The 20,419-nt window shown below is 60.7% G+C and carries 25 protein-coding genes; 8 read left to right on the top strand and 17 right to left on the bottom strand.

Annotation, left to right across the window (positions count from 1 at the left end):
• Nucleotides 1–28 precede the first annotated feature (28 nt).
• From QQJ86_RS11380 to QQJ86_RS11370, 3 genes are read right to left on the bottom strand one after another with little or no spacing between them, the layout of a single operon-like run.
• Nucleotides 29–793, bottom strand: a complete 765-nt coding sequence (locus QQJ86_RS11380) for a glycosyltransferase family 2 protein (protein WP_284321065.1) — start codon at nucleotides 791–793, stop codon at nucleotides 29–31.
• A complete protein-coding gene (locus QQJ86_RS11375) occupies nucleotides 790–1,578 on the bottom strand; it encodes a beta-ketoacyl synthase chain length factor (RefSeq protein ID WP_284321064.1) in 789 nt (262 codons plus the stop codon). Before QQJ86_RS11375 ends, QQJ86_RS11380 begins: the two co-directional genes overlap by 4 nt.
• Entirely contained in the window at nucleotides 1,575–2,780 is a 1,206-nt protein-coding gene (locus tag QQJ86_RS11370; protein WP_284321063.1) for a beta-ketoacyl-[acyl-carrier-protein] synthase family protein, read from the bottom strand. Before QQJ86_RS11370 ends, QQJ86_RS11375 begins: the two co-directional genes overlap by 4 nt.
• 142 nt (nucleotides 2,781–2,922) lie before the next feature.
• Between QQJ86_RS11370 and hemF the strand changes: the two genes are divergently transcribed.
• Nucleotides 2,923–3,828, top strand: a complete 906-nt coding sequence (hemF, locus tag QQJ86_RS11365; RefSeq protein ID WP_284321062.1) for an oxygen-dependent coproporphyrinogen oxidase — start codon at nucleotides 2,923–2,925, stop codon at nucleotides 3,826–3,828.
• Here hemF and QQJ86_RS11360 read toward each other — a convergent pair whose 3' ends face one another.
• Nucleotides 3,829–4,470, bottom strand: a complete 642-nt coding sequence (locus tag QQJ86_RS11360) for a DUF4097 family beta strand repeat-containing protein (RefSeq protein ID WP_284321061.1) — start codon at nucleotides 4,468–4,470, stop codon at nucleotides 3,829–3,831. It abuts the gene before it with no gap.
• Nucleotides 4,471–4,618: 148 nt separating this feature from the next.
• On the opposite strand from QQJ86_RS11360, the gene gpmA reads away from it, so the two are divergent.
• Nucleotides 4,619–5,362, top strand: coding sequence for a 2,3-diphosphoglycerate-dependent phosphoglycerate mutase (gene gpmA / locus QQJ86_RS11355; RefSeq protein WP_284321060.1), 744 nt, complete (start codon nucleotides 4,619–4,621; stop codon nucleotides 5,360–5,362).
• A 93-nt stretch (nucleotides 5,363–5,455) separates the two neighbouring features.
• Entirely contained in the window at nucleotides 5,456–6,001 is a 546-nt protein-coding gene (locus QQJ86_RS11350) for a CcdC protein domain-containing protein (protein ID WP_284321059.1), read from the top strand.
• Here QQJ86_RS11350 and glnK read toward each other — a convergent pair whose 3' ends face one another.
• Entirely contained in the window at nucleotides 6,002–6,340 is a 339-nt protein-coding gene (gene glnK / locus QQJ86_RS11345) for a P-II family nitrogen regulator (RefSeq protein ID WP_284321058.1), read from the bottom strand.
• A gap of 113 nt (nucleotides 6,341–6,453) precedes the next feature.
• Between glnK and QQJ86_RS11340 the strand changes: the two genes are divergently transcribed.
• Both QQJ86_RS11340 and QQJ86_RS11335 read left to right on the top strand, forming a co-directional pair.
• On the top strand, nucleotides 6,454–6,786 hold the full coding sequence (locus QQJ86_RS11340; protein WP_423372863.1) for an accessory factor UbiK family protein: 333 nt from the start codon (nucleotides 6,454–6,456) through the stop codon (nucleotides 6,784–6,786).
• 143 nt (nucleotides 6,787–6,929) lie between these two features.
• Nucleotides 6,930–8,447, top strand: coding sequence for a YifB family Mg chelatase-like AAA ATPase (locus tag QQJ86_RS11335; RefSeq protein WP_284321057.1), 1,518 nt, complete (start codon nucleotides 6,930–6,932; stop codon nucleotides 8,445–8,447).
• A gap of 126 nt (nucleotides 8,448–8,573) precedes the next feature.
• Here QQJ86_RS11335 and aceA read toward each other — a convergent pair whose 3' ends face one another.
• Entirely contained in the window at nucleotides 8,574–9,869 is a 1,296-nt protein-coding gene (gene aceA / locus QQJ86_RS11330) for an isocitrate lyase (protein WP_284321056.1), read from the bottom strand.
• Nucleotides 9,870–9,906: 37 nt separating this feature from the next.
• Complete coding sequence (gene aceB / locus QQJ86_RS11325) at nucleotides 9,907–11,502, bottom strand: malate synthase A (RefSeq protein ID WP_284321055.1); 1,596 nt, start codon at nucleotides 11,500–11,502, stop codon at nucleotides 9,907–9,909.
• Between the two features lie 160 nt (nucleotides 11,503–11,662).
• Here aceB and QQJ86_RS11320 point away from each other — a divergent pair, with 160 nt between their 5' ends.
• The gene (locus tag QQJ86_RS11320; RefSeq protein WP_284321054.1) at nucleotides 11,663–12,682 is read left to right on the top strand and encodes a LysR family transcriptional regulator; all 1,020 of its coding nucleotides are present in this window, start codon (nucleotides 11,663–11,665) and stop codon (nucleotides 12,680–12,682) included.
• 16 nt (nucleotides 12,683–12,698) lie between these two features.
• On the opposite strand, the gene QQJ86_RS11315 is transcribed toward QQJ86_RS11320, so the two are convergent.
• The 9 genes from QQJ86_RS11315 to QQJ86_RS11275 form a co-directional block, all read right to left on the bottom strand.
• Nucleotides 12,699–13,334 (bottom strand): LysE family translocator, encoded by a 636-nt coding sequence (locus tag QQJ86_RS11315; RefSeq protein WP_284321053.1) that lies wholly within the window; start codon nucleotides 13,332–13,334, stop codon nucleotides 12,699–12,701.
• Between the two features lie 12 nt (nucleotides 13,335–13,346).
• Nucleotides 13,347–13,874, bottom strand: coding sequence for a 1-acyl-sn-glycerol-3-phosphate acyltransferase (locus tag QQJ86_RS11310; RefSeq protein ID WP_423372997.1), 528 nt, complete (start codon nucleotides 13,872–13,874; stop codon nucleotides 13,347–13,349).
• Between the two features lie 68 nt (nucleotides 13,875–13,942).
• A complete protein-coding gene (arfB, locus tag QQJ86_RS11305; protein ID WP_284321051.1) occupies nucleotides 13,943–14,365 on the bottom strand; it encodes an alternative ribosome rescue aminoacyl-tRNA hydrolase ArfB in 423 nt (140 codons plus the stop codon).
• A gap of 10 nt (nucleotides 14,366–14,375) precedes the next feature.
• Nucleotides 14,376–15,104, bottom strand: a complete 729-nt coding sequence (locus QQJ86_RS11300) for a pseudouridine synthase (protein WP_284321050.1) — start codon at nucleotides 15,102–15,104, stop codon at nucleotides 14,376–14,378.
• 28 nt (nucleotides 15,105–15,132) lie between these two features.
• Nucleotides 15,133–16,779, bottom strand: coding sequence for a ubiquinone biosynthesis regulatory protein kinase UbiB (gene ubiB / locus QQJ86_RS11295; RefSeq protein WP_284321049.1), 1,647 nt, complete (start codon nucleotides 16,777–16,779; stop codon nucleotides 15,133–15,135).
• Nucleotides 16,776–17,426, bottom strand: a complete 651-nt coding sequence (locus tag QQJ86_RS11290; protein ID WP_284321048.1) for a ubiquinone biosynthesis accessory factor UbiJ — start codon at nucleotides 17,424–17,426, stop codon at nucleotides 16,776–16,778. Before QQJ86_RS11290 ends, ubiB begins: the two co-directional genes overlap by 4 nt.
• A gap of 38 nt (nucleotides 17,427–17,464) precedes the next feature.
• A complete protein-coding gene (gene trmL / locus QQJ86_RS11285) occupies nucleotides 17,465–17,935 on the bottom strand; it encodes a tRNA (uridine(34)/cytosine(34)/5-carboxymethylaminomethyluridine(34)-2'-O)-methyltransferase TrmL (RefSeq protein WP_284321047.1) in 471 nt (156 codons plus the stop codon).
• A 39-nt stretch (nucleotides 17,936–17,974) separates the two neighbouring features.
• A complete protein-coding gene (locus QQJ86_RS11280) occupies nucleotides 17,975–18,148 on the bottom strand; it encodes a hypothetical protein (RefSeq protein WP_284321046.1) in 174 nt (57 codons plus the stop codon).
• Nucleotides 18,149–18,177: 29 nt separating this feature from the next.
• Nucleotides 18,178–18,384 (bottom strand): hypothetical protein, encoded by a 207-nt coding sequence (locus QQJ86_RS11275; protein WP_284321045.1) that lies wholly within the window; start codon nucleotides 18,382–18,384, stop codon nucleotides 18,178–18,180.
• A 285-nt stretch (nucleotides 18,385–18,669) separates the two neighbouring features.
• Between QQJ86_RS11275 and QQJ86_RS11270 the strand changes: the two genes are divergently transcribed.
• The gene (locus QQJ86_RS11270; RefSeq protein ID WP_284321044.1) at nucleotides 18,670–19,101 is read left to right on the top strand and encodes a DUF4156 domain-containing protein; all 432 of its coding nucleotides are present in this window, start codon (nucleotides 18,670–18,672) and stop codon (nucleotides 19,099–19,101) included.
• Nucleotides 19,102–19,109: 8 nt separating this feature from the next.
• Here QQJ86_RS11270 and QQJ86_RS11265 read toward each other — a convergent pair whose 3' ends face one another.
• The gene (locus tag QQJ86_RS11265; protein WP_284321043.1) at nucleotides 19,110–19,721 is read right to left on the bottom strand and encodes a TetR/AcrR family transcriptional regulator; all 612 of its coding nucleotides are present in this window, start codon (nucleotides 19,719–19,721) and stop codon (nucleotides 19,110–19,112) included.
• Between the two features lie 53 nt (nucleotides 19,722–19,774).
• Here QQJ86_RS11265 and QQJ86_RS11260 point away from each other — a divergent pair, with 53 nt between their 5' ends.
• On the top strand, nucleotides 19,775–20,344 hold the full coding sequence (locus tag QQJ86_RS11260) for a hydrolase (protein WP_284321042.1): 570 nt from the start codon (nucleotides 19,775–19,777) through the stop codon (nucleotides 20,342–20,344).
• Nucleotides 20,345–20,419 lie beyond the last annotated feature (75 nt).

Here is a 20,419-nt window from a genome sequence, read left to right as displayed (position 1 = left end):
CTAATCAAGGGAGATACCGAATCTGCAATCACGCTGCGCGATTCGAATAGGTGTCGTCTACAACCAGTGGGGCAGCACGAGAGCGGCTGTAGCTCGCCCAGATCTTGCCGTAATGGAATACTCGCCCAATGGTGTACATAGTGATGCGCATGAAATCGCGCACCGGACTGAAATGGCTCAGGCGGAATGATCCTTCGTAACGCGAGGCGATCGGTACCGAGACAATGCCGAGACCTTTCTCGCGCGAGGCCGCGATCAATACAGCCGCCTCGAATACGAAGTTCTGCGCATCCAGTTCCACCAAGTCGAGCGCGCTACGTGGGTACCAGCGTTGGCCACTCTGTGTATCGGCAACCGGTTGCGCGCAAGCCCAGGAAATGCCCCAGTCCGCGAAGGCGTTGGCGCGACGACGTACACTGGGCTGCTGTTCGCGCTGCAGCAGGCGCGCGCCGATCACGATGTGGTCTGGGAAGCGCTTGCCTACGTCGACTAGGCGCGGAATGTCCTCCGCCAAATGTTGGCCATCGCCGTCCATTGTGACCACTGCATCGAAACCTTGTCGCAGCGCTTCGCGAAAACCCGTGCGCAAAGCTTCGCCCTTTCCTTGGCGTTGATCGTGACGCAACAGCGTTACGGGCAATGCGCTGACGAGTTCTGGCGTGCGATCGTCGGAGCCATCGTCGATGACGATTACTGGCGCGTGAAGACGCAGCGCCGACTTCACCACCGAGGCGATGGCCTTTTCCTCGTTGAGGCAAGGGATCAATACACACCAACGTAACGCACTGCTCACGCAGCAACCTCCATCTGCAATTGCAATCCAAGTTGCTCCGACGCTGCCAGCACACATTCGCCTTCACCCTTCGCCAGCATGGCCAGCAATGGCAGGCATGCCGCAGAAGGATTGTCGCGCATCCGTGCTGTGCACTCCGCAGGCAATGGTAGGTGACGAGGCGCGGATGTCGTGGTCGCAAGACGCAACCGTTTGCCGGTATCGATGTTTGGAGAAATGACTAACGCGCAGCCGAACGCCTGCGTGCATTCGATCAACTCGCCCAGCGGCCCGATACCAGCTGTATCGCTCGATACCAGCAACACGGGTCGGTGGTCAGCACACGCAAGCACGGCTGCCTCCAGCAAGCCCGCGCCAAAACTTGCATCGCCTGCACACACCGCACTGGAAGATGCACGACAATCGCCGGCGATGGTCCAGTAGCCTGCCGCGGCGTTATGCACGGAATTGTGGAAGCGCGTGGGTGAAAGCTCAGTGGGCGCGTACGCCAGTACGCGGCACATGTAGTCGGTGGTGGCTAGATCGCCATAGGCCGAGGCAAATACACATGCCAGGCTGGCGACGGCGAGTCCACTCATAGCCACGGCTTGCGAAGCAGCTTCGATCGCGATCAGAACGCTCTCCGGCGCGCGCCTCCGTTCATTGGGTGACAGCGCCGATGCTTCAGGGCGCGCCCTTGGCGCCATGTATGCCTCACCAGCAAGCAAGCGTCGCAGCGAGTCAAAATTCGCCAGTTGCGGCGACCACAGGCCGATGCCTTCTACTTGAATATTCAAGGCATTCACGCACTCATGTCCTTACGTGCAAAAGCGAGGCAGGCATTGTTGCCGCCGAAACCGAACGAATGACTGAGTGCTACGCGCATCGGTCGCGTTTCGTTATGCCATGCAAAATGCGTGGTGCACAGCGGATCAGGTTGCACGGTACTGGCATTGCCGGGCACGAAACCTTCGCGCAGCGCCAGCAGCGAGATGGCGGCCTCCAAGATGCCCGCCGCACCTAAGGTGTGGCCGGTGAGTCCTTTGGTGGAACTCACACGGGTATTGTTTGGAAACAGGCGTGCTACCAGGGCAGCCTCCATGGCATCGTTTTTCTGGCTCGCCGTGCCATGCAGATTGATGTAATCCACTTGCGAAACATCGATGCCCGCATGCTCGAACATGTTACGCAAGGCGAGTTCAGCACCTATGCCTTCCGGATCCGGCGTAGACATGTGATGCGCATCACTCGATTCGCCACAGCCTAGAAAGCGCAGTGGTGCGTCCGGATGCGCCTCAATCCGTTCGAGCAGCGCAAAGCCTGCAGCTTCTCCGATAGAGATGCCGCGTCGTGACGCGTCGAATGGGCGGCAAGGCTCGGGCGACACCAGTTCGAGGGAGTTGAAGCCGAACAGCGTGCTAGCGCACAGCGAATCCACGCCGCCCACGATGGCAGCATCAACTACGCCTAAACGGATGAGTCGCTCCGCACTGGCAAATACTTTGGCGCTGGAAGAGCAGGCCGTGGAGATGGTGAGGCAAGGGCCGCCGATAGCCAGCGCAGTGGTCACGAACGCAGTCAGCGAATGAGGCGTGTGGATGACCTTGCGATGCAAGTCCGCAGGGAGTCGCTCACCTTCCAGACGCCGATAACCTTCTTCGGTTGCCGCAATGCTCGCAGTCGATGTGCCCAGCAACAGTGCCAGGCGCGCTGCGCCGTAACGGTCACGAGCCCTGTGCACTTTTGCCAGGAAATCATCCTGGTTCAAACCCAGCCAGGCCAGACGGTTGTTGCGGCACTCCCATTCGGTATAAGTCGTCGGTAGTGGGGCATCTTCCAAGCCTTGGACACGCCCGATCCAACACGGCAGCGGCGCGTCGCTGAAGTCGTTGGCACGCAGTCCACTGCGTTGTTGGCAGAGCGCATCGAGGTGGGCGTCCAGGCCTAGCCCCAGTGCGGAGGTGGCGGTATAGGCCGTTACCGCAAGTGGAAAGGTTGTCGCACGCATGCCACGAGCCTAGCCAGCGGGCAGGGGCTTGCCTAGATGGTTTCCAGGGTCGTGGTAGCTGGCGTTCATTTGATCCAACGCATCTTCCCGCGGATACGGCCTTGCTAAGCTTGCGGGGATGATCAACAAGCCGGACGAGCGGATGAAAAGCGAGCAGGTCGAACGAGCCGAACATTTCTTGCGTGAACTGCAGGATCGCATTTGCCACGCAGTCGAACAGGCCGATGGCCAGGCTCGCTTTATCGAAGATGCATGGACCCGTCCGGCCGGTGGCGGCGGTCGCACACGCGTGCTGCGTGACGGCGCCGTGTTCGAGCAGGCCGGAGTGAACTTCTCTCTGGTCCATGGGGACAAGTTGCCGCCCAGCGCCACGGCCCATCGGCCAGAACTGGCAGGTGGCAGTTTCATCGCTACCGGCGTGTCGCTGGTATTGCATCCGCGTAATCCGTACGTGCCCACCACCCATGCGAACGTGCGTTATTTCGAGGCGCGCAAGGAAGGCGTCGAGCCGGTGTGGTGGTTCGGTGGTGGTTTCGATCTCACGCCGTTCTATCCGTTCGACGAAGACGTGCGGCATTGGCATACCGTGGCGCGCGATCTATGTGCACCGTTCGGTGCGGATGTCTATGCGCGTTACAAGAAATGGTGCGATGACTATTTCTATCTCAAGCATCGCGCCGAAACGCGCGGTGTGGGTGGTTTGTTCTACGACGATCTGAATGAAGGTGGCTTCGATCGCTGCTTCGCATTTACGCAAGCCGTAGGGCAGGGGTTTCTCGATGCGTATCTGCCCATACTCGAACGCCGAAAAGATATGCCTTACGGCGAACGGGAGCGCGAATTCCAACTTTATCGGCGTGGCCGCTATGTGGAATTCAATCTGGTGTACGACCGCGGTACCTTGTTTGGATTGCAATCCGGCGGACGCACGGAATCGATTCTGATGAGCCTGCCGCCTCGCGTGCGTTTCGAATATGCCTATCAGCCGGAAACAGGTTCGGCCGAAGCGCGGCTTGCGGATTACCTCAAGCCGCGCGAATGGCTGTGATTATTCCAATGGTTGCGAACCACTGAAGCGCATCGGCGTGGCGCCTTTCACTTGTCCGATCTGCGCACTGTCGCTGACCTGAAGCACGACTTCGCGTTGAAACTCCAGCGTGCCATGGACGATCGCATGGGGACCGATGACAACGCGCGGTGGGCGGCTGGACATGTTCCAACCATGTTGCTCGTGGACAAGGATGCTGCCGTCCACTTGCGAGCCTTCGCCGATGGTGATGTCGCCGCTCGTCGTCTCGATACCGCCGCTCAGGTGCGCATGATCCAAGCGGATGGAGCCGTTGACGTTGGCAAGGCTGCCATTTACTTGAGCACCCGCGTTCAGCGAGATGCCTCCGTTCGTATTGCTGACATCGCCGCGTACCTGGCTGCTTTGGCCAATCTCGATGGCGCCGTTAACCGTATGCAGGCTGTTGGCCTGGACCTTGGCGCCGACACGCACAGCACCATTCACGGTGCTTGCGTCTTGCACGATGGCGCCATCGTTGATGTTCACGGCGCCGTTGACGCTATGGACGTTTCCGGCATGCTCGCCGGCATTGACGGAAATGGAGCCGTTGATCTTGTCGATATCCTGGGCCGCTGCCGTAAGGGGCAGAACCAGGGCCAGAGCCAGCGTGACGAAGCGCATGTCGAAAACTCCTAAGGATGAGACTGGCATAGGATGCCCCCGGTTCCAGTAGGGTTTAGCGTGACTTCCGACACGGGCCAGGAATTGACGCGGCTACGCACCGCCTTCACCATTCCCTACTTGCCCCGCTTCATTTGAATCGAAACCCATGCATAAACTCGTCTTGATCCGCCACGGCCAGTCTCAATGGAACCTCGAAAACCGCTTCAGCGGTTGGGCCGACGTCGACATCACCGAGCAAGGCGTCGCCGAGGCGCGCGAATCGGGCGAATTGCTGGTGCAGGCCGGTTATCACTTCGACGTGGCACACACCTCGGTGCTCAAGCGCGCGGTGCGTACGCTGTGGCATGTGCAGGATGCGATGGACCTCATGTGGATCCCGGTGCTCACCGATTGGCGCCTCAACGAGCGACATTACGGTGGCCTCACCGGCCTCAACAAGGCCGAAACCGCGGCCAAGTACGGCGAGGACCAGGTAAAGGTCTGGCGTCGCAGCTATGACATTCCGCCGCCGCCATTGCCGCGCGCCGAAAATCCCTCGTTGAAAGACCCGCGCTACACCGGACTCGATCCCAAGCTGATCCCTGACACCGAGTGCCTGAAGGACACCGTGGACCGCGTGATGCCCTATTGGAACGAGGTGCTGGCCCCGGCGATCCGCAGTGGCCAGCGCGTGCTGCTTGTGGCGCACGGCAATTCGATCCGCGCGCTGGTGAAGTATCTGGACAATATCTCCGACGAGGAGATCGTCGAATTGAACATCCCTAACGGTGTGCCGTTGGTCTACGAATTCGACGACCAACTCACTCCGCTGCGCCACTATTACCTGGGCGATGCGGATGCGATCGCGGCCAAGATGGCGGCCGTGGCCAATCAGGGCAAGGCCAAATAAGACGCCTGCGCAGGAAACGCATGACAGGCGTCAATCGCCTGTCATGAAAAGCGCTGTTAATCTGCTCGGGACTTTCCTGCGCGGGCAGATTCCATGACTCCTCATTTCACCATGCCGCTGGCTTTGATTCCGGTGATCATCTTCATCGTATGGCGGCGTGTGCGCACCCAGTTCGGTCTGCAGCCGATCCGACGCAACAAGATGATGGCGCGCATCGTGATCTTTGCGGTGATTGGCAGCCTCATTGCCAGCGTCGCGGTGCACGACATACGGCTGATGGAGGGACTTGCCGGCGGCGTGATCGCCGGGGTGGCGCTGGGTCTTCTTGGGCTTCGTCTCAGCCGCTTCGAGTTGGATCCGGTGAAGGGCGACTGCTATGTGCCCAATCCCTATATGGGTGCCATCATCACCGCTTTGCTGCTGGCGCGGTTGGTATGGCGCTTCGCTATGCTCTCGCCCCAGCTGCAAGACCCGACCGGCGCAACGCCACCCGTCCACGGCCCCGAGATCGGCCAGAGTCCGCTGACCCTGGCCATGTTCGGCTTATTCGTGGGGTACTACATCTGCTATTACGCCGGGTTGCTGATCCATCACCAGCGCATCGTAAGGAGTCGGCCGGGGATTCCGGACCAGGCTTGATTACAGCGCGTCGTGATCAAGCTCGCCGGTGCGGATGCGGATCACCTGCTCCAGGTTGCTCACGAAGATCTTGCCATCGCCGATCTTGCCGGTACGGGCTGACTGGCTGATCGCCTCGACCACCCGCTCAAGCTGGTCGTCGTCCACGGCCACTTCCACCTTGATCTTGGGTAGGAAATCGACCACGTACTCGGCCCCGCGGTAAAGTTCCGTGTGGCCCTTCTGTCGGCCGAAACCTTTGACCTCGGTGACGGTAATCCCTTGCACGCCAGCTTCGGCCAGCGCTTCGCGGACATCGTCCAGCTTGAACGGTTTGATGACAGCCACAACCAATTTCATGGAATTTCCTCGGCGGGACGACGGGCCAGGGCGCGCGGTGCGGATGCGGAGCATATCCATTCTGGCGCTCCGAAGGCAGTCTGCCTCGCGGTGTAGGAAAATTCCTACAAACTTTGACGGAGCACACCGATGGCGCGGCTTTTGAACTTCTACTTAAACTTTCCCCCGACGAGTTCGAGGTGCCTACCATGACGGGCAGGCAGGATATCGATCAAATTGCCCTTCGACTTGCTTCGTTGGTTCCGCCAGGGATGGTAGACGCGCACACGGATTTGCGCGCCAATTTTCGCGATATCCTGGCGCAGGGACTGCGCCATCTCGAGCTAGTTACCCGAGAGGAATTCGACGTTCAGACCCAAGTATTGGCGCGTACCCGCGCCCGGGTCGAGGAACTCGAAACGCGTGTGGCGGAGCTGGAAGCCGCCATGTCGCCTCCAGGGACCTAGTTCAGTTCCGGTAGCCGTCCCCGATTCGTCACCATCACCCCAAGGAATCGGGGGCGGCCGTTTTTACCCGCCCAGATACCACGGAGTCGCTCGATGGATCGACCAACCAGCGACTCCACACGCATGGCCAGTCGCCGCATCCCATGAGTTTGGCTGTCACGCTAAGTCGTGCGCAGGAGGGAGTGGCCGCGCCGCAGGTGATGGTGGAAGTACATCTTTCCGGCGGATTGCCAGGCACCCATATTGTCGGCTTACCCGAAGCGGCGGTACGCGAGGCGCGTGACCGCGTGCGCGTGGCCATTCAGAGCGCCGCGTTCGAATATCCCAACCGTCGGGTGACAGTAAACCTCGCTCCCGCGGAGCTGCCGAAGGACGGCGGCCGTTTCGATCTGGCGATTGCGCTCGGCATTCTGGCTGCTGGCAATCAGGTTCCCCGTGAAAAGCTCGACGATTGCGAGTTCCTGGGCGAGTTAGCCCTCTCCGGCCAATTGCGCCCGGTTTCCGGTGTGTTGCCGGCTCTGTTGCGCGCGCGAGCACGGGGCCGTCGAGTGGTGGTGCCGCGTGCGAATGCCGATGAAGCCGCGTTGATTCCCGAAGTGGATGTACGCGTCGCCGACACGCTTTCCGACGTGTGCGGCTGGCTGCGTGGCTCTCAGGAACTGCTGCAGCCCGCCGCAACGCTGACGCTGACCTCCGACAACGATGTAGGCCCAGACCTCATCGACGTACGCGGCCAGCTACAGGCTCGGCGTGCTCTGGAGATCACTGCCGTCGGCGGCCACCACCTGCTGCTGATGGGCCCGCCAGGCACCGGCAAGACCATGCTGGCTGAGCGTTTGCCCGGCATCTTGCCGCCGATGAGTGAATCCGAGGCGCTTGAAACCTGTGCTGTGCTCTCGGTCGCCGGTCAGAACGTGGATCTCACGCATTGGCGCCGACGCCCGTTTCGGGCACCGCATCACACGGCCTCGGCGGTGGCGCTGGTGGGTGGCGGTTCGCAGCCACGACCCGGTGAAATCTCGCTCGCACACAACGGTGTACTGTTCCTCGACGAACTGCCGGAATTCAGCCGCCACGTACTGGAAGTGCTGCGCGAACCGTTGGAGTCTGGAAGCATTCTGATTTCACGCGCAGCGCGCCAACTTCGATTCCCTGCGCAGTTCCAGTTCGTGGGAGCCATGAATCCGTGCCCTTGCGGTTACGCTGGCGACACGCGTCAGCGCTGCCGCTGCACGCCCGATCAAGTGCAACGCTATCGTTCGCGCATTTCCGGCCCGCTGCTCGATCGCATCGATCTATGCGTGGAAGTACCTGCCGTGCCGTTGAGTGAATTGAGTACGCAGCGCAGCGCTTATGCCGAGGATTCCGCCACGGTGCGCAAACGCGTTATGCGCGCGCGTCAGCATGCGCTTGCGCGTGCCGGTCGGCCGAACGCGGAAATCAGCAATCGCGAACTGGAACGCGATTGCGCATTGGGGCCGGCGGAACGCAAATGGTTCGATGCGGCGCTGGAACGGCTTGGTTTGTCAGCCCGTGCCTATCATCGAACGCTACGTGTGGCGCGTACGATTGCTGATCTGGATAACGGCGCGGCAGCGCTAGATCGTCAGCATTTGGCCGAAGCGCTGCAGTATCGACGGTTGTCTTTGCTATCCGATTAATTCGTCTTGCCGGGCACTGCGCATTTTTACGCAGGCGGGACGCAAACGCTCATCGCCAGCGTACGCGACAAACTTCAACATCCCGCATCAACCCTCCCCTGAACACAGAGGAGGGTATGCAGAAGCTTACGCCGCCGATGCCTGATGAAACTGCTCTTCTTCCGTCGATCCCTTCAGCGCCGTCGTCGACGACTTACCTTGCTGGATGGCCTGCGTCACTGCATCGAAATAGCCGGTACCCACTTCGCGCTGATGCTTCACAGCCGTAAACCCTAGATCCGCAGCAGCAAACTCTTTCTCCTGCAATTCCACGAACGCACTCATCTGTCGACGTGCGTAGCCATGTGCAAGTTCGAACATGCTGTAGTTCAAGCTGTGGAAGCCGGCGAGCGTGATGAACTGGAACTTGTAACCCATCGCACCAAGTTCGCGCTGGAATTTCGCGATCGTGGTGTCATCCAGGTTGCGCTTCCAATTGAAGCTTGGCGAGCAGTTATAGGCAAGCAGTTTGCCCGGGAATTTTGCGTGGATCGCTTCAGCGAACTGGCGCGCCTGTTCCAGATTCGGCTTGCTGGTTTCACACCACACCAAGTCGGCATGCGGTGCATAGGCTAGGCCCCGGCTGATGGCTTGTTCGATCCCCGGACGTACACGATAGAAACCTTCGACGGTGCGCTCGCCGGTAGTAAACGGTGTGTCGTTCTCGTCGATGTCGGATGTGAGCAAATCCGCTGCATCCGCATCGGTACGCGCAACCAGGATCGTCGGCACGCCGGCCACGTCAGCAGCCAGGCGTGCAGCATTCAACTTCTCGACGGCTTCGCGCGTAGGCACCAGTACTTTGCCGCCCATATGGCCACACTTTTTCACCGAAGCGAGTTGATCCTCGAAGTGCACGCCGGCCGCACCTGCTTCAATCATCGCCTTCATCAGTTCAAAGGCGTTGAGCACGCCTCCGAAGCCTGCTTCTGCATCGGCGACGATCGGTACCATCCAGTCGGTGTCATCTTTGCCTTCCGCGTGATGCAATTGATCGGCGCGCAGTAGCGTGTTGTTGATGCGCTTCACCACCAACGGTACCGAGTTGGCCGGATACAACGACTGATCCGGATACATCTCGCCTGCGACGTTAGCGTCGGCAGCAACTTGCCAGCCGCTTAGGTAGATCGCCTGCAGGCCGGCTTTCACTTGCTGCATCGCCTGGTTGCCCGTCAATGCACCAAGTGCATTGACGAACGGCTCCTTGTGCAGCGATTTCCACAAACGTTCCGCGCCACGCCGTGCAAGAGAATGTTCGACGGCTACCGTGCCGCGCAAACGGGCGACGTCTTCCGCGGTGTAGGTGCGCTGGATACCTGTCCAACGTGGGTTGTTCTTCCAATCCAGCGCAATCTGTTCGGCGGTCGGCAAATGGGTTTTCATGACATGTGCTCCGTAAGTTTTCTTCGACAGCGCGCAATCAGGCGAGCTGTTCGTAGGCGGGAAGGGTGAGGAAGTTGCCAAGCTCGTCGGCGTGCGTCAGTTCGGCTAGCAACTGCGCGGCATCGGCCGCGCGCCGCGCGCCGGGGAGAGTGCTTTCCTGCAAGCGATGCGCATGAGTGGCGAGTGCGTGATCGAACAGTGCGAAATCGATCGGCGCATGGTCGGTAAATTCCAGTTGGCCGTGATGCAGCCACTGCCACAACTGCGCACGTGCGATTTCTGCAGTCGCCGCATCTTCCATCAGGTTGTGGATCGGCACACAACCCAAGCCCTCCAGCCATGCCGCGGTGTAACGCAACGCAACTTCCACGTTGTTGTCAAAACCGGCACGCGTGATGGTGCCGCTGCAGGGTGCAATCAGCGTGTCGCGGTCGGCGTGCACATCTTCGCGTTTGACGTGCAGCTGGTTGGGTGTCGGCATGTGCTGGTCGAAGATGTCCAGCGCTACCTGCACCAGCGCAGGATGTGCCACCCACGTGCCGTCATGACCGGCCTGCACTTCGCGCAACTTGTCGGCGCGCACTTTGGCCATCGCCTGGTCGTTCGCTGCGTCGTCGTTCTTGATCGGAATCTGCGCAGCCATGCCGCCCATGGCGAATGCGCCGCGACGATGGCACGTCTGGATCAGCAGTTCCGAATACGTCTTGAGGAACGGCACGGTCATCACCACCTGGCCGCGGTCGGGCAACAGGCGATCGCGATGGCCTCGGAAGGTCTTGAGGTAGGAAAAGATGTAATCCCAGCGGCCGCAGTTGAGGCCCACCGCACGATCCCGAAGCGCATGCAGGATCTCGTGCATCTGAAACACTGCCGGCAGCGTTTCGATCAGCACGGTGGCTTTCATCGTGCCGTACGGCAGATCGAGCTCGTCCTCCGCCAGCGCCATCACCTCATTCCACAGCGCGGCTTCTTCCATGGCTTCGAGCTTGGGCAAGTAGAAATACGGGCCACGGTCCTGGGCATGCAGCGCGTGAGCGTTGTGGAAGGCAAACAGGCCGAAGTCGACCAGCGCGCCGGCGATCGTTTCGCCGTCCACCGTGATGTGCCGTTCCGGCAGATGCCAGCCACGTGGACGTACCACCAGCTGGGCAGGGTTGGCACCCACGCGATAGTTCTTGCCCTCAGGTGAGCGGTATTCCAGCCGGCCGTTTACGGCATCGCGCAAGTTGATCTGGCCGTCGAGCTGGTTGGCGAAGCTCGGCGCGGAGGAATCTTCGAAATCCGCCATGAAGACCTTCGCGCCGGAATTAAGCGCGTTGATGATCATCTTCCGTTCGACCGGGCCAGTGATTTCCACGCGGCGGTCCAGCAGCGGCACCGGAATGGGCGCCACTGTCCAATCGCTCTCGCGGATCGCCTGGGTATCGGGCCGGAAATCCGGCAACACCCCCGCGTCATAGCGGGCCTGGCGTTCACGTCGGACCTTCAGTAGCTGCTGGCGCCGCGGTTCGGCGAACCGATGCAGGCGGCCAAGGAAAGCCAGGGCTTCAGGGGTGAGGACGTCCGCATGGCCGGCGGTATTTGCATGAACCTGGATGGGCCGGCTGACGAGTTTTTCGCTGGGTACTGCCATTGGGTTGCTCCACCTTGGGATCTTGGGGTCCGGTGGAAAAGCTAGGCCAGCAAGCTATATTTGACAAAGCAAATGTTTCAATTTTTGATATTAAAAAAAACAATACATACTCTAAAGTATTGAACCGATTGTCATCCAAGGGGGCGTTTGAGGCCAGAACATGACAAAAAAGCTACCGCCAGCGACACCAAAACGAGCTGCGCGAAAGCGCACCACAGCACCTGCGGCAGACACCGGGCGCTACTACTACAAAGGCAGCCGGCTCAAGCAGATACGCGCCTTCGTCACCACAGTGAAACTGGGCACGCTTAGTCGTGCGGCCGAGGCGCTATACCTGTCCCAGCCGTCCGTCAGCCTGCAGTTGCAGGCGCTCGAGCGTGAGCTGGGGGCGGAACTGCTTCATCGCAGCCGACGGCGCATCAACCTGACCGATGCCGGCGAAGCGTTGTACGAACTGGCGCGCCCATTGGTGGAAGGGTGGGAGAACCTCGATCGCCAGTTTCAGGCCAAGGTGAAAGGTCTGCAGGCGGGCAAGCTGACCGTGGCGGCGGGTACTTCCACCATCCAATACCTGCTGCCCCATCTGGTTCGGCAATACCGCGAGCGCTTTCCAGACGTGCAACTGCAATTGGCTAACGTCACTGGCAAGGACGGTTTGTCACTATTGCGCGCGGACGAAGCGGATTTTGCCGTGGGCTCCATGCTCGACGTGCCCAACGACATTGCGTGGGCGCCGGTCTATCACTACGACCCGATGTTGATTACGCCGCTTGATCATCCGCTGGCGCGCAAGGAAAGCGTGCTGCTGGATGACCTCTCGCCCTACGGCTTGATCCTGCCGCCGCAACGCCTCTCCACCTACCGCATGGTGGATCTGGTGTTTCAGCAACGGCAAGTGCCCTATCACGTCGCGATCGAAGTTGGTGGCTGGGACGTTATCAAGGAATACGTGGCGATGGGCTTAGGTATATCCATCGTCACCGGCATATGCATCACCGAGTCAGATCGTCAGCGTTTGGCTGTGCGCAATATGCGCCAGTACTTTCCACAGCGAAGTTATGGCGTGGTGATGCGCAAAGGGAAATTCCTCAGTAGGGAAGCGCAGGCGTTCATCGATCTGATTCGGCCGGGACTGCTGACGCACCGCGACTACGACGAACCCGGTCACTCCGAAAGGTGATTTTGCGCGCAAACCATCAGCTGCGTTGTTGCAGTGCCAGCTTTACACCAAACGCCACCAGCACCGTTCCACACAGCCGATCCATCCACTGACCAAACTGCGGGCGAGTTGTCAGCAACCGATGAATGCGGCCACCCATCAAGGCGAGCACGGTCGACCACGTCAGGCCGGTGCCGATGAAGCTCAAGCCCAGCAGCATCAAGCCAATTTGTGGATGCGCTGCATGCATGGAAACGAATTGCGGCAGAAAGGCCAGGAAGAACAACGCAACCTTGGGATTGAGCACGTTAGTCAGCATGCCTTGCCGAAAGGCTGCGGCAAAGCCTTTCCCGAGCGTTTCCGTGGGTGGTCGGGTGGTTGCGCGTGAGAACACCATGCGCAAGCCGATCCACACCAGGTAGGCCGCACCCAGGTACTTCAACACGCTAAACGCCAGTGCCGAGGTCATCAGGATGGCTGAAATGCCGAGCACCGCAGCAAGCGTATGCACGATGCAACCCGCATTGATGCCGAGCGCTGCCGCCATGCCTACGCCATGCCCTTCGCGCCCGCTGCGCGTGAGGATGTAGAACGTATCCAGCCCCGGTGTGAGGTTGAGCGCGATGCTGGCGAGTAGAAATGCTTCGTAATGCTGGATGCCGAACGTTTCCACCTTATCCCCTTCTTAGGATGCTTCGGTATTGCGATGCTTTCCGCGATACGGACGGAACAGCGTGCGAATCGCGGCCATGTCCGCATCGTGATCATCCGTGGCACAAACCAGCGGACCGAGCGTGAAGCTCTTGCTGGGATAGTCGATGAAGATGGGCAGGATCGGCACGTTCGCTTCGTGCGCGATACGTAGAAAACCGGATTTCCAATGTTTGACGTGCTTGCGTGTGCCTTCGGGCGTGATGCCCAACCACATCTGCTCGCGCTCATTGAAGCGTTCCACCATCTGGCCCACCACGTTCAATGCCGCCTTGCGGTTGATCGGAATCATGCCGATCGGACGCAGGATCACGCCAAGCGGACCATCCAGCACTTCGCGTTTGATCATGATGTTGATGTTGATGCCCAGCGCGATCTTGATCATCAGCCCCCACACGCCATCCCAATAGGAGGAGTGCGGAGCACCGATCAGTATCAGCTTAGGTTGGTCGGGAAACTGCCCAAGCAGGCGCCATCCGGAAAGCCGAAGCAGGGTGCGCATGAGCCAGGGCCAGAAGCGGCTGTTGATCCGCGGAGCTTGCGGCGGTACTGCCGGCAGGAGAAATTCGCTCACTCATGGCTCCAGGAACGCGAACGGTTTTGTTTGACCTTGGCTCGCTGCTGCTTGCCTTCCAGGCGACGCAACTTTGAGGCGCGGGTCGGCTTGGTCGCGATGCGCTTCTTCGGTGCGACCAGGGCGCTGCGCAGGATTTCCACCAGGCGCTCCCGCGCATCTTCGCGGTTGCGCCCCTGATCGCGAAAGCGGCGCGCCTGGATCACCAGCACGCCTTCGTCCGTCATGCGTCGGTCGCTGCGTGCAAGCAAGCGTGCCCGCACATCGTCCGGCAGGGAAGGCGAGTGCAGCACGTCGAAGCGCAATTCCACCGCGCTTTCGGTGCGATTGACATGCTGGCCACCGGGACCGTCTGCGCGTAGAAAGCGCTCGGTCAGTTCGGATTCCGGCAGGTTGATGGTTCGGCTTACGGGCAACATGCCGTCAAGTTTAGCCGGTCGGCATGACGCTTATCGTTTCATCGTTGGGTAACGACCAGCCGAAGCGCTCCAACAACGCCTTGTAAGCCGCATCGAGCGGTGCCTCCAGCATCATCGGCCGGCTGTCGACCGGATGCCGGAAGCTCAGGCGCCAGGCATGCAACAGCATGCGATAACAGCTGAAATACTGCTTGTAGAGACGGTTGTGATCGCTGCGGCCATGCTGGCAATCACCGATCACGGGATGATGGATGTGCGCCATATGCTTGCGGATCTGCCGGAAGCGACCGGTCTTCGGCTCCGCCAGCACCAAGGCATACCGTTGCTGTGGATAGCGCCCCAGCGTGATGGGTACCTCCACCGTCTCCAATCGGCGATACGCAGTCTGTGCTTCGCGACGAGGACCCGTCTCGCGCGAACCCGGCAACGGGTAATCGACGACGCCTTCGGCCGGTTCCGGCCAACCGCGCACGACCGTGAGGTACTGCTTGTGCACATCGCGGCCCATGAACTGCTCGCCGAATACAGCGGCGATTTCCGTCGACCGGGCGATCAGCAGTACGCCGCTGGTGGCGCGATCCAGGCGATGCGCCAGATACAGCGTGCCGCCGACTTGTTCGCGCAGCACGTCGATCAGGAAGGTATCGGCATTGCCCACCATCTTCGAGCGATGCACGGCGAGGCCCGCAGGTTTGTTGACCGCGATGAAGGCGTCGTCTTGGTAGAGGATGTCGAGCATGGATGGAAAGAGGTGAATCGAAAAAGCGTTACCGCCGCATCCATCCATTCACAAACGAAAGCAGCCCGCCTGCACCCATGCCCAACGGCACCCATGGATTTTGGTGATGTCCGAACGTCCACATCACCGTGGCGCAGACAATCAGCGTCGTGCCTAGCAATAAGCTGCCAGCCACCTCCAGCATGCGCCGGACCAGTTTGCGTTGATGCAAAAGATGATCTGCATCATGCAGCAGCTTTTGCTCGCCGGCGGCAACCTGGCGCATGGCATCGCGCACCAGGTCCGGCCATTGCGGCGCGTTGTGGAACCACTCCGGGATGCGCTTGCGGACTTCGCGCAGCGTGCGCAATGGGCTGTAGCGTTCGCGCAGGATGCGCTTGAGCACCGGGTGGGCCACCGCCCAGATGTCGATGTCCGGATCGAGCAATCGGCCCACGCCTTCGATGTTGAGCAGGGTTTTCTGCAGCAGGATCAACTGTGGCTGCAGGGTGAGCTCGAAGCGGCGCGCAGTCTGGAACAGCTTCACCACCAATTCGGCCAGTGAGATCTGCGACAGCGGACGCGTGAAATACGGCTCGCATACGGTACGCACAGCAGCTTCCAGTTCGTCCAGTCGCACACTGGATGGCATCCAGCCCGCGTCTACGTGCAGCTTGGCAATGCGCGCATAGTCGCGTTCGAACAAGGCGATAAAGTTCTGCGCCAGCCAATATTGGTCGGCTTCCGGCAGCGACCCCATGATGCCGAAATCCAGCGCAATGAAGCGCGGCTCGTGGGCGCGCGTCGCGTCCACCCAGATATTGCCGGGGTGCGCATCGGCGTGAAAGAAATTGTCACGGAATACCTGCTCATAGAACAGGCGCACACCTTTGGCCGCAAGCTGCTTGCGATCGATGCCGGCCGCATCGATGGCGGCGATATCGTCGCTGGAAAGGCCGTTGACGCGCTCCAGCGTGAGCACGCCTGCGGTGGTGAGTTCCCAATGCACCTCGGGTACATACAGGTCAACACCGCTGATGAAGTTACGACGCAGCAGGCTGGCGTTGGCGCCTTCGCGCTGCAAATCGAGTTCGTTCTCCAGCATTTTCTCGACTTCGGCCACCGCGTCGAGTGGACGAATCTTGTCCGCGTTCGGATGCCAGCGTTGCGCCATCTCACCCAGCGAATGCAGCAAGCTGACGTCGCGCGCGATGCGCTCATTGATGCGTGGACGCAGCACCTTCACGACCACCGCGCGGCCGTCGTGCAGCGTCGCGGCATGCACCTGCGAGATCGACGCGGAGGCGAGCGGCACGGGATCGAAGCTGGCGTACAACTTCTCCACCGGAAGTTTCAATTCGCGCTCGATGATGGCGCGCGCTTCATCGCCGGGGAACGGTGGCACCTGGTCCTGCAACAGCGCCAGTTCGTCGGCAATATCGGCGGGCACCAGGTCGCGGCGTGTCGACAGAATCTGCCCGGCCTTGACGAAGATCGGTCCGAGTTCGTTCAACGCCAGACGAATGCGTGCGCCGCGCAAGAGCGGGCGCACGTCCACCACCGGCCGTCCCAGCAAAGGGCGCACGAATTTGAGCGGACGGAACAGATGCGTGGCATCCACCAGCTCATCGAGCCGATAGCGCAACAGGACGATGGCGACACGCAGCAAACCAGGTATCACTTTCCACGACGTCACGGGCGCGCTCCCCGCTGCAGGCGTTCCAGCCGTGCAAGGCGTGCTTCCAGTCGTTCGGTGCGTTCGCGCAAGGCGTCGACATCATCGAGAAAGCTTTCCACTTCGCCCGGCGCTACGGCGATGCCTGTTTCGTCGCGCAACCAGGCCGCGCCGTCCTGGGTGAGATGCGAAGCGGTTTCGCGCGCGTGCGCCAAACCTTCGCGAACTGCCTTGGCCAGCGGCACGCCGATTACGTCGCCGAAGGTACGGGCGAAGGCTTCCTCAAAATCCGGTGCGAAGCCGCTGGCGAGTTTTTCCAGGCGCCGTGCCAATTCCGCGTCGCCGGCAATCTCCACCTTGCCGGGAGCAAGGTTTTCGTTGTGGCGACGGAACAACATCGACAGCAAGCTGCCCGGCGTGGCGGCCACCCGGAGATCACTGCTTTCTGCGGCGGGCCCGACCTTCAGGCGCTGACCCTCGACCGTCACCGCCAAGGCCATGTCCATGCCTTGCAAATGCAGTTGCACGCTGCGTCCGTCGAGCGCAATGAGCTTGGCTTGGCTTTCCGGATCGAGCGAAAGCGCGTGATTGAGCGCAGTTTCCAGTGCGCGGCCGGCCAGTTTGCGCAATGGCCGGGGGAGCAGGTTCGGAGCAGCGGAGGCAGTCATTCCGGAATTGTAGCCGGCCGCGCGCCGGGCCTGCCGCCTCAAAGCTCGACGGCGCCCGGAAAGCCGAGCTGCCGCCACGCTTCGTACACGGCCACCGCCACGCTGTTGGACAGGTTCAAGCTGCGGCTGTCTGCACGCATCGGTAGCCGTAGCCGTTGTTCGGCAGGCAGTGCGGACAATACGGCGTCGGGTAAGCCAGCTGTTTCGCAGCCGAACAGAAGTGCATCACCGTGCTTGAAGTGCGCGTCCACGTGCCAGGTGCGTCCGCGCGTAGAAAACGCGAAAACACGCGGATGATCGAGTGCTGTGAGGCAGGCATCGAGATCGTCGTGCACGGTGACGCGTGCGTATTCGTGATAGTCCAGTCCGGCGCGGCGTAGACGCGTATCGTCAAGTTCGAAGCCCAAGGGGCGGATCAGGTGCAATGCGGCGCCAGTGTTGGCGCACAGCCGGATCACGTTGCCGGTGTTGGGCGGGATTTCGGGACGGAAGAGAATGACATGCAGCATGCCGCCATTATCGGATGGATCGGGTGCGATGCACTGTGCTTAGCCGGCCGTCCCTGCGTGGCTCGTCGTGTTTGCCGAGACGACCGCGATAGTGTGGCTGGTGGCCGACACGGCAGAAGCAGGTTTGGCAGTCACCATCGCCAGCAATGTGAGTCCGCAAACCAGCACGCAAGCGCCGAACAAGCCGCGAAGGAAGAGAGTCTCGAATTTCATGACGGTATTTCCTTAAGTTGGGGATGGGATCAGCCCGCAGCGCGCACGCAGATCATGTTGTCGACGATGGGCACCACGCAGGACGATGGCGCCGAGGTCAGCAGAGCGGCGATGGAGCTGGCGAATGCCAGATGCGTCGGCGCCGGCTTGCTGGTAACCATGGCCGCCAGGATCAAGCCGCAAACCACCGTGCACGCCACGAACAAACCACGCAGGATCACTGTTTCGAATTTCATGTCCGTATCTCCGATTCGAGCAAAAGAGGCCGAAGGCCCTCACCCTTAACTCAGCAATCCCTGTGCCAGCCCTGTTTGCATCTGCAATACTTTGATCTAAAAGGGTTTGTGTCGGTACGTTAGGGTGCACTCGACTGTCCGCGGACACCGGACACTCCGCACCGGACAGTGTCCGCGGAGCGTTCGAACGGCGCTGCGCTAAGCGGGCGTTCTGCGATCGGCAACAGCGACGCGCTACGATGCTATGCGGAAGCTTTCACCTTTCTCGCTTTGATGGAGCTACATATGCGCAAGACTCTGCTGCTGCTCGCACCTCTTACGTTGCTTGGCGGCTGCACCTGGGGCATCAACCCGGATCCGGGTTCGAGCAACGTCCGTACCGTGTGGAGCGGCGAGGTTACCGGTTGCCGCGATCTGGGCAAGATCACGGTGTCGGTGATGAGCCGCGTTGGTCCGTTCGATCGCAACAACATCAAAGTGCGTGACGAGCTGCAGGTGCAGGCGCGCAATAGCGCTTTGGGCATGCATGCAGACACCATCAAGCCGCTGGGCGATCCGGTGGACGGTTCGCAGCCCTGGGAAGCTTATGTGTGCGGCGCGCGCCAGCCGGGTTCGTCCACACCGCCACCCGCGCAAAATCCGGGTACGCAGCCGATGCAGCAAGCGCCGGCACAACAAGGTGGCGGATTCCAGACTTATCCCGCGAAGGGCGGCTAAGCGAATTTTCAGCCGAAAACGCCATGCAGATACGACTGCATGGCGTTTTGCATTTCCAGTAGTGCGACTTGGCGGCCCGGCATAGCCGGTTCCGCCTGGATCGCTGCCGCGCCTTTCATCATTTGCTGCACGACGACGGCGGCTGCATAGGTTTCTTCTTCCGAACGATGCGGTGCACGGCGTGCCAGCAACGCCTGCAGTTCGGCCCGCAAGCGGCGGCGAATGTTCAAGCCATCGGCGGCCGGTTTCGGCATGGATTCCACCAGCGGCACGAATGCAGGGTGGCGTTTGCGGAAGTTGATCAGGAACCCGCACAGCCGCTCGGCCCATTCCTCGACGGTCCATTGCACCGACGGTTCCGCGAATTTCCCAAGTTCCGCGTAGACTGCTTCCGCGTACTGCTGCAGCAGTGCGCGCGCCAGCGCTTCCTTGGTGGGAAAGAACTGGTACAGCGACCCGATCGACGCGCCAGCGCGTGCTGCCACCTCGGTCATCGTCGCACCCTCATAACCTTTCTCGACGAAGCATGCACCGGCTGCTTCCAGCAGCGTGGCCACGCGCTCGTGACCGCGCTGGCGTTGGGGTTTGCGGCGCACGCCGGTTGAATTTTGTGAGGACATCCTCATAAACTCCAAAGTGAGGATATCCTCACTTTTCTCAATTGGAGCATCTCGTGGACAAGCTTGATTCGCGCCGCACGGCGCTCGTTCTCATCGATTTGCAGAAGGGTATCCTACCGTTCGCGGGCGGCCCCCACACTGCTGCCGAAGTGTTGGAAAAGGCCGGCGCGCTGGTTCGGCGTTTTCATGAACTGGGCTCGCCCGTAGTGCTGGTGCGCGTGGGCTGGTCTGCCGATGGTGGCGACGCTCTGCGCCAGCCGGTCGATCGGCCGCCGCCCGCCAAGCCAACATCGGCTGACTGGTGGGATTTCGCCGACGAACTCGGCGCGATCGACAGCGACATCCGCGTGATCAAGCGGCAGTGGGGTGCGTTCTACGGTACCGAGCTGGAGTTGCAATTGCGTCGCCGCGGCATCGAGCATATCGTGCTTGGCGGCATCGCCACCAACATCGGTGTGGAATCCACTGCGCGCAATGCGTGGGAACTCGGGTTCGGCATCGTCTTCGCCGAGGATGCAATGAGCGCGACGAGCAGCGAACATCATGCCTTCGCAATCGAGAACATCTTTCCAAGACTGGGACGTGTGCGCGCTACGGCGCAGGTGTTGGAGATGTTGGGCTGATTGTTGGGGAAATATCAGCGCGCCAGATCAACCTCCTCCCCTACGTGCAGTAGGGGGCGTACTTTCTCTTCTCCT

Source organism: Dyella acidisoli (genome assembly GCF_030160295.1).
Classification (GTDB): Bacteria; Pseudomonadota; Gammaproteobacteria; order Xanthomonadales; family Rhodanobacteraceae; genus Dyella_B; species Dyella_B acidisoli.
Note: the sequence above shows the minus strand (reverse complement) of the source record. Positions and strands in the feature narration are given on the sequence as shown.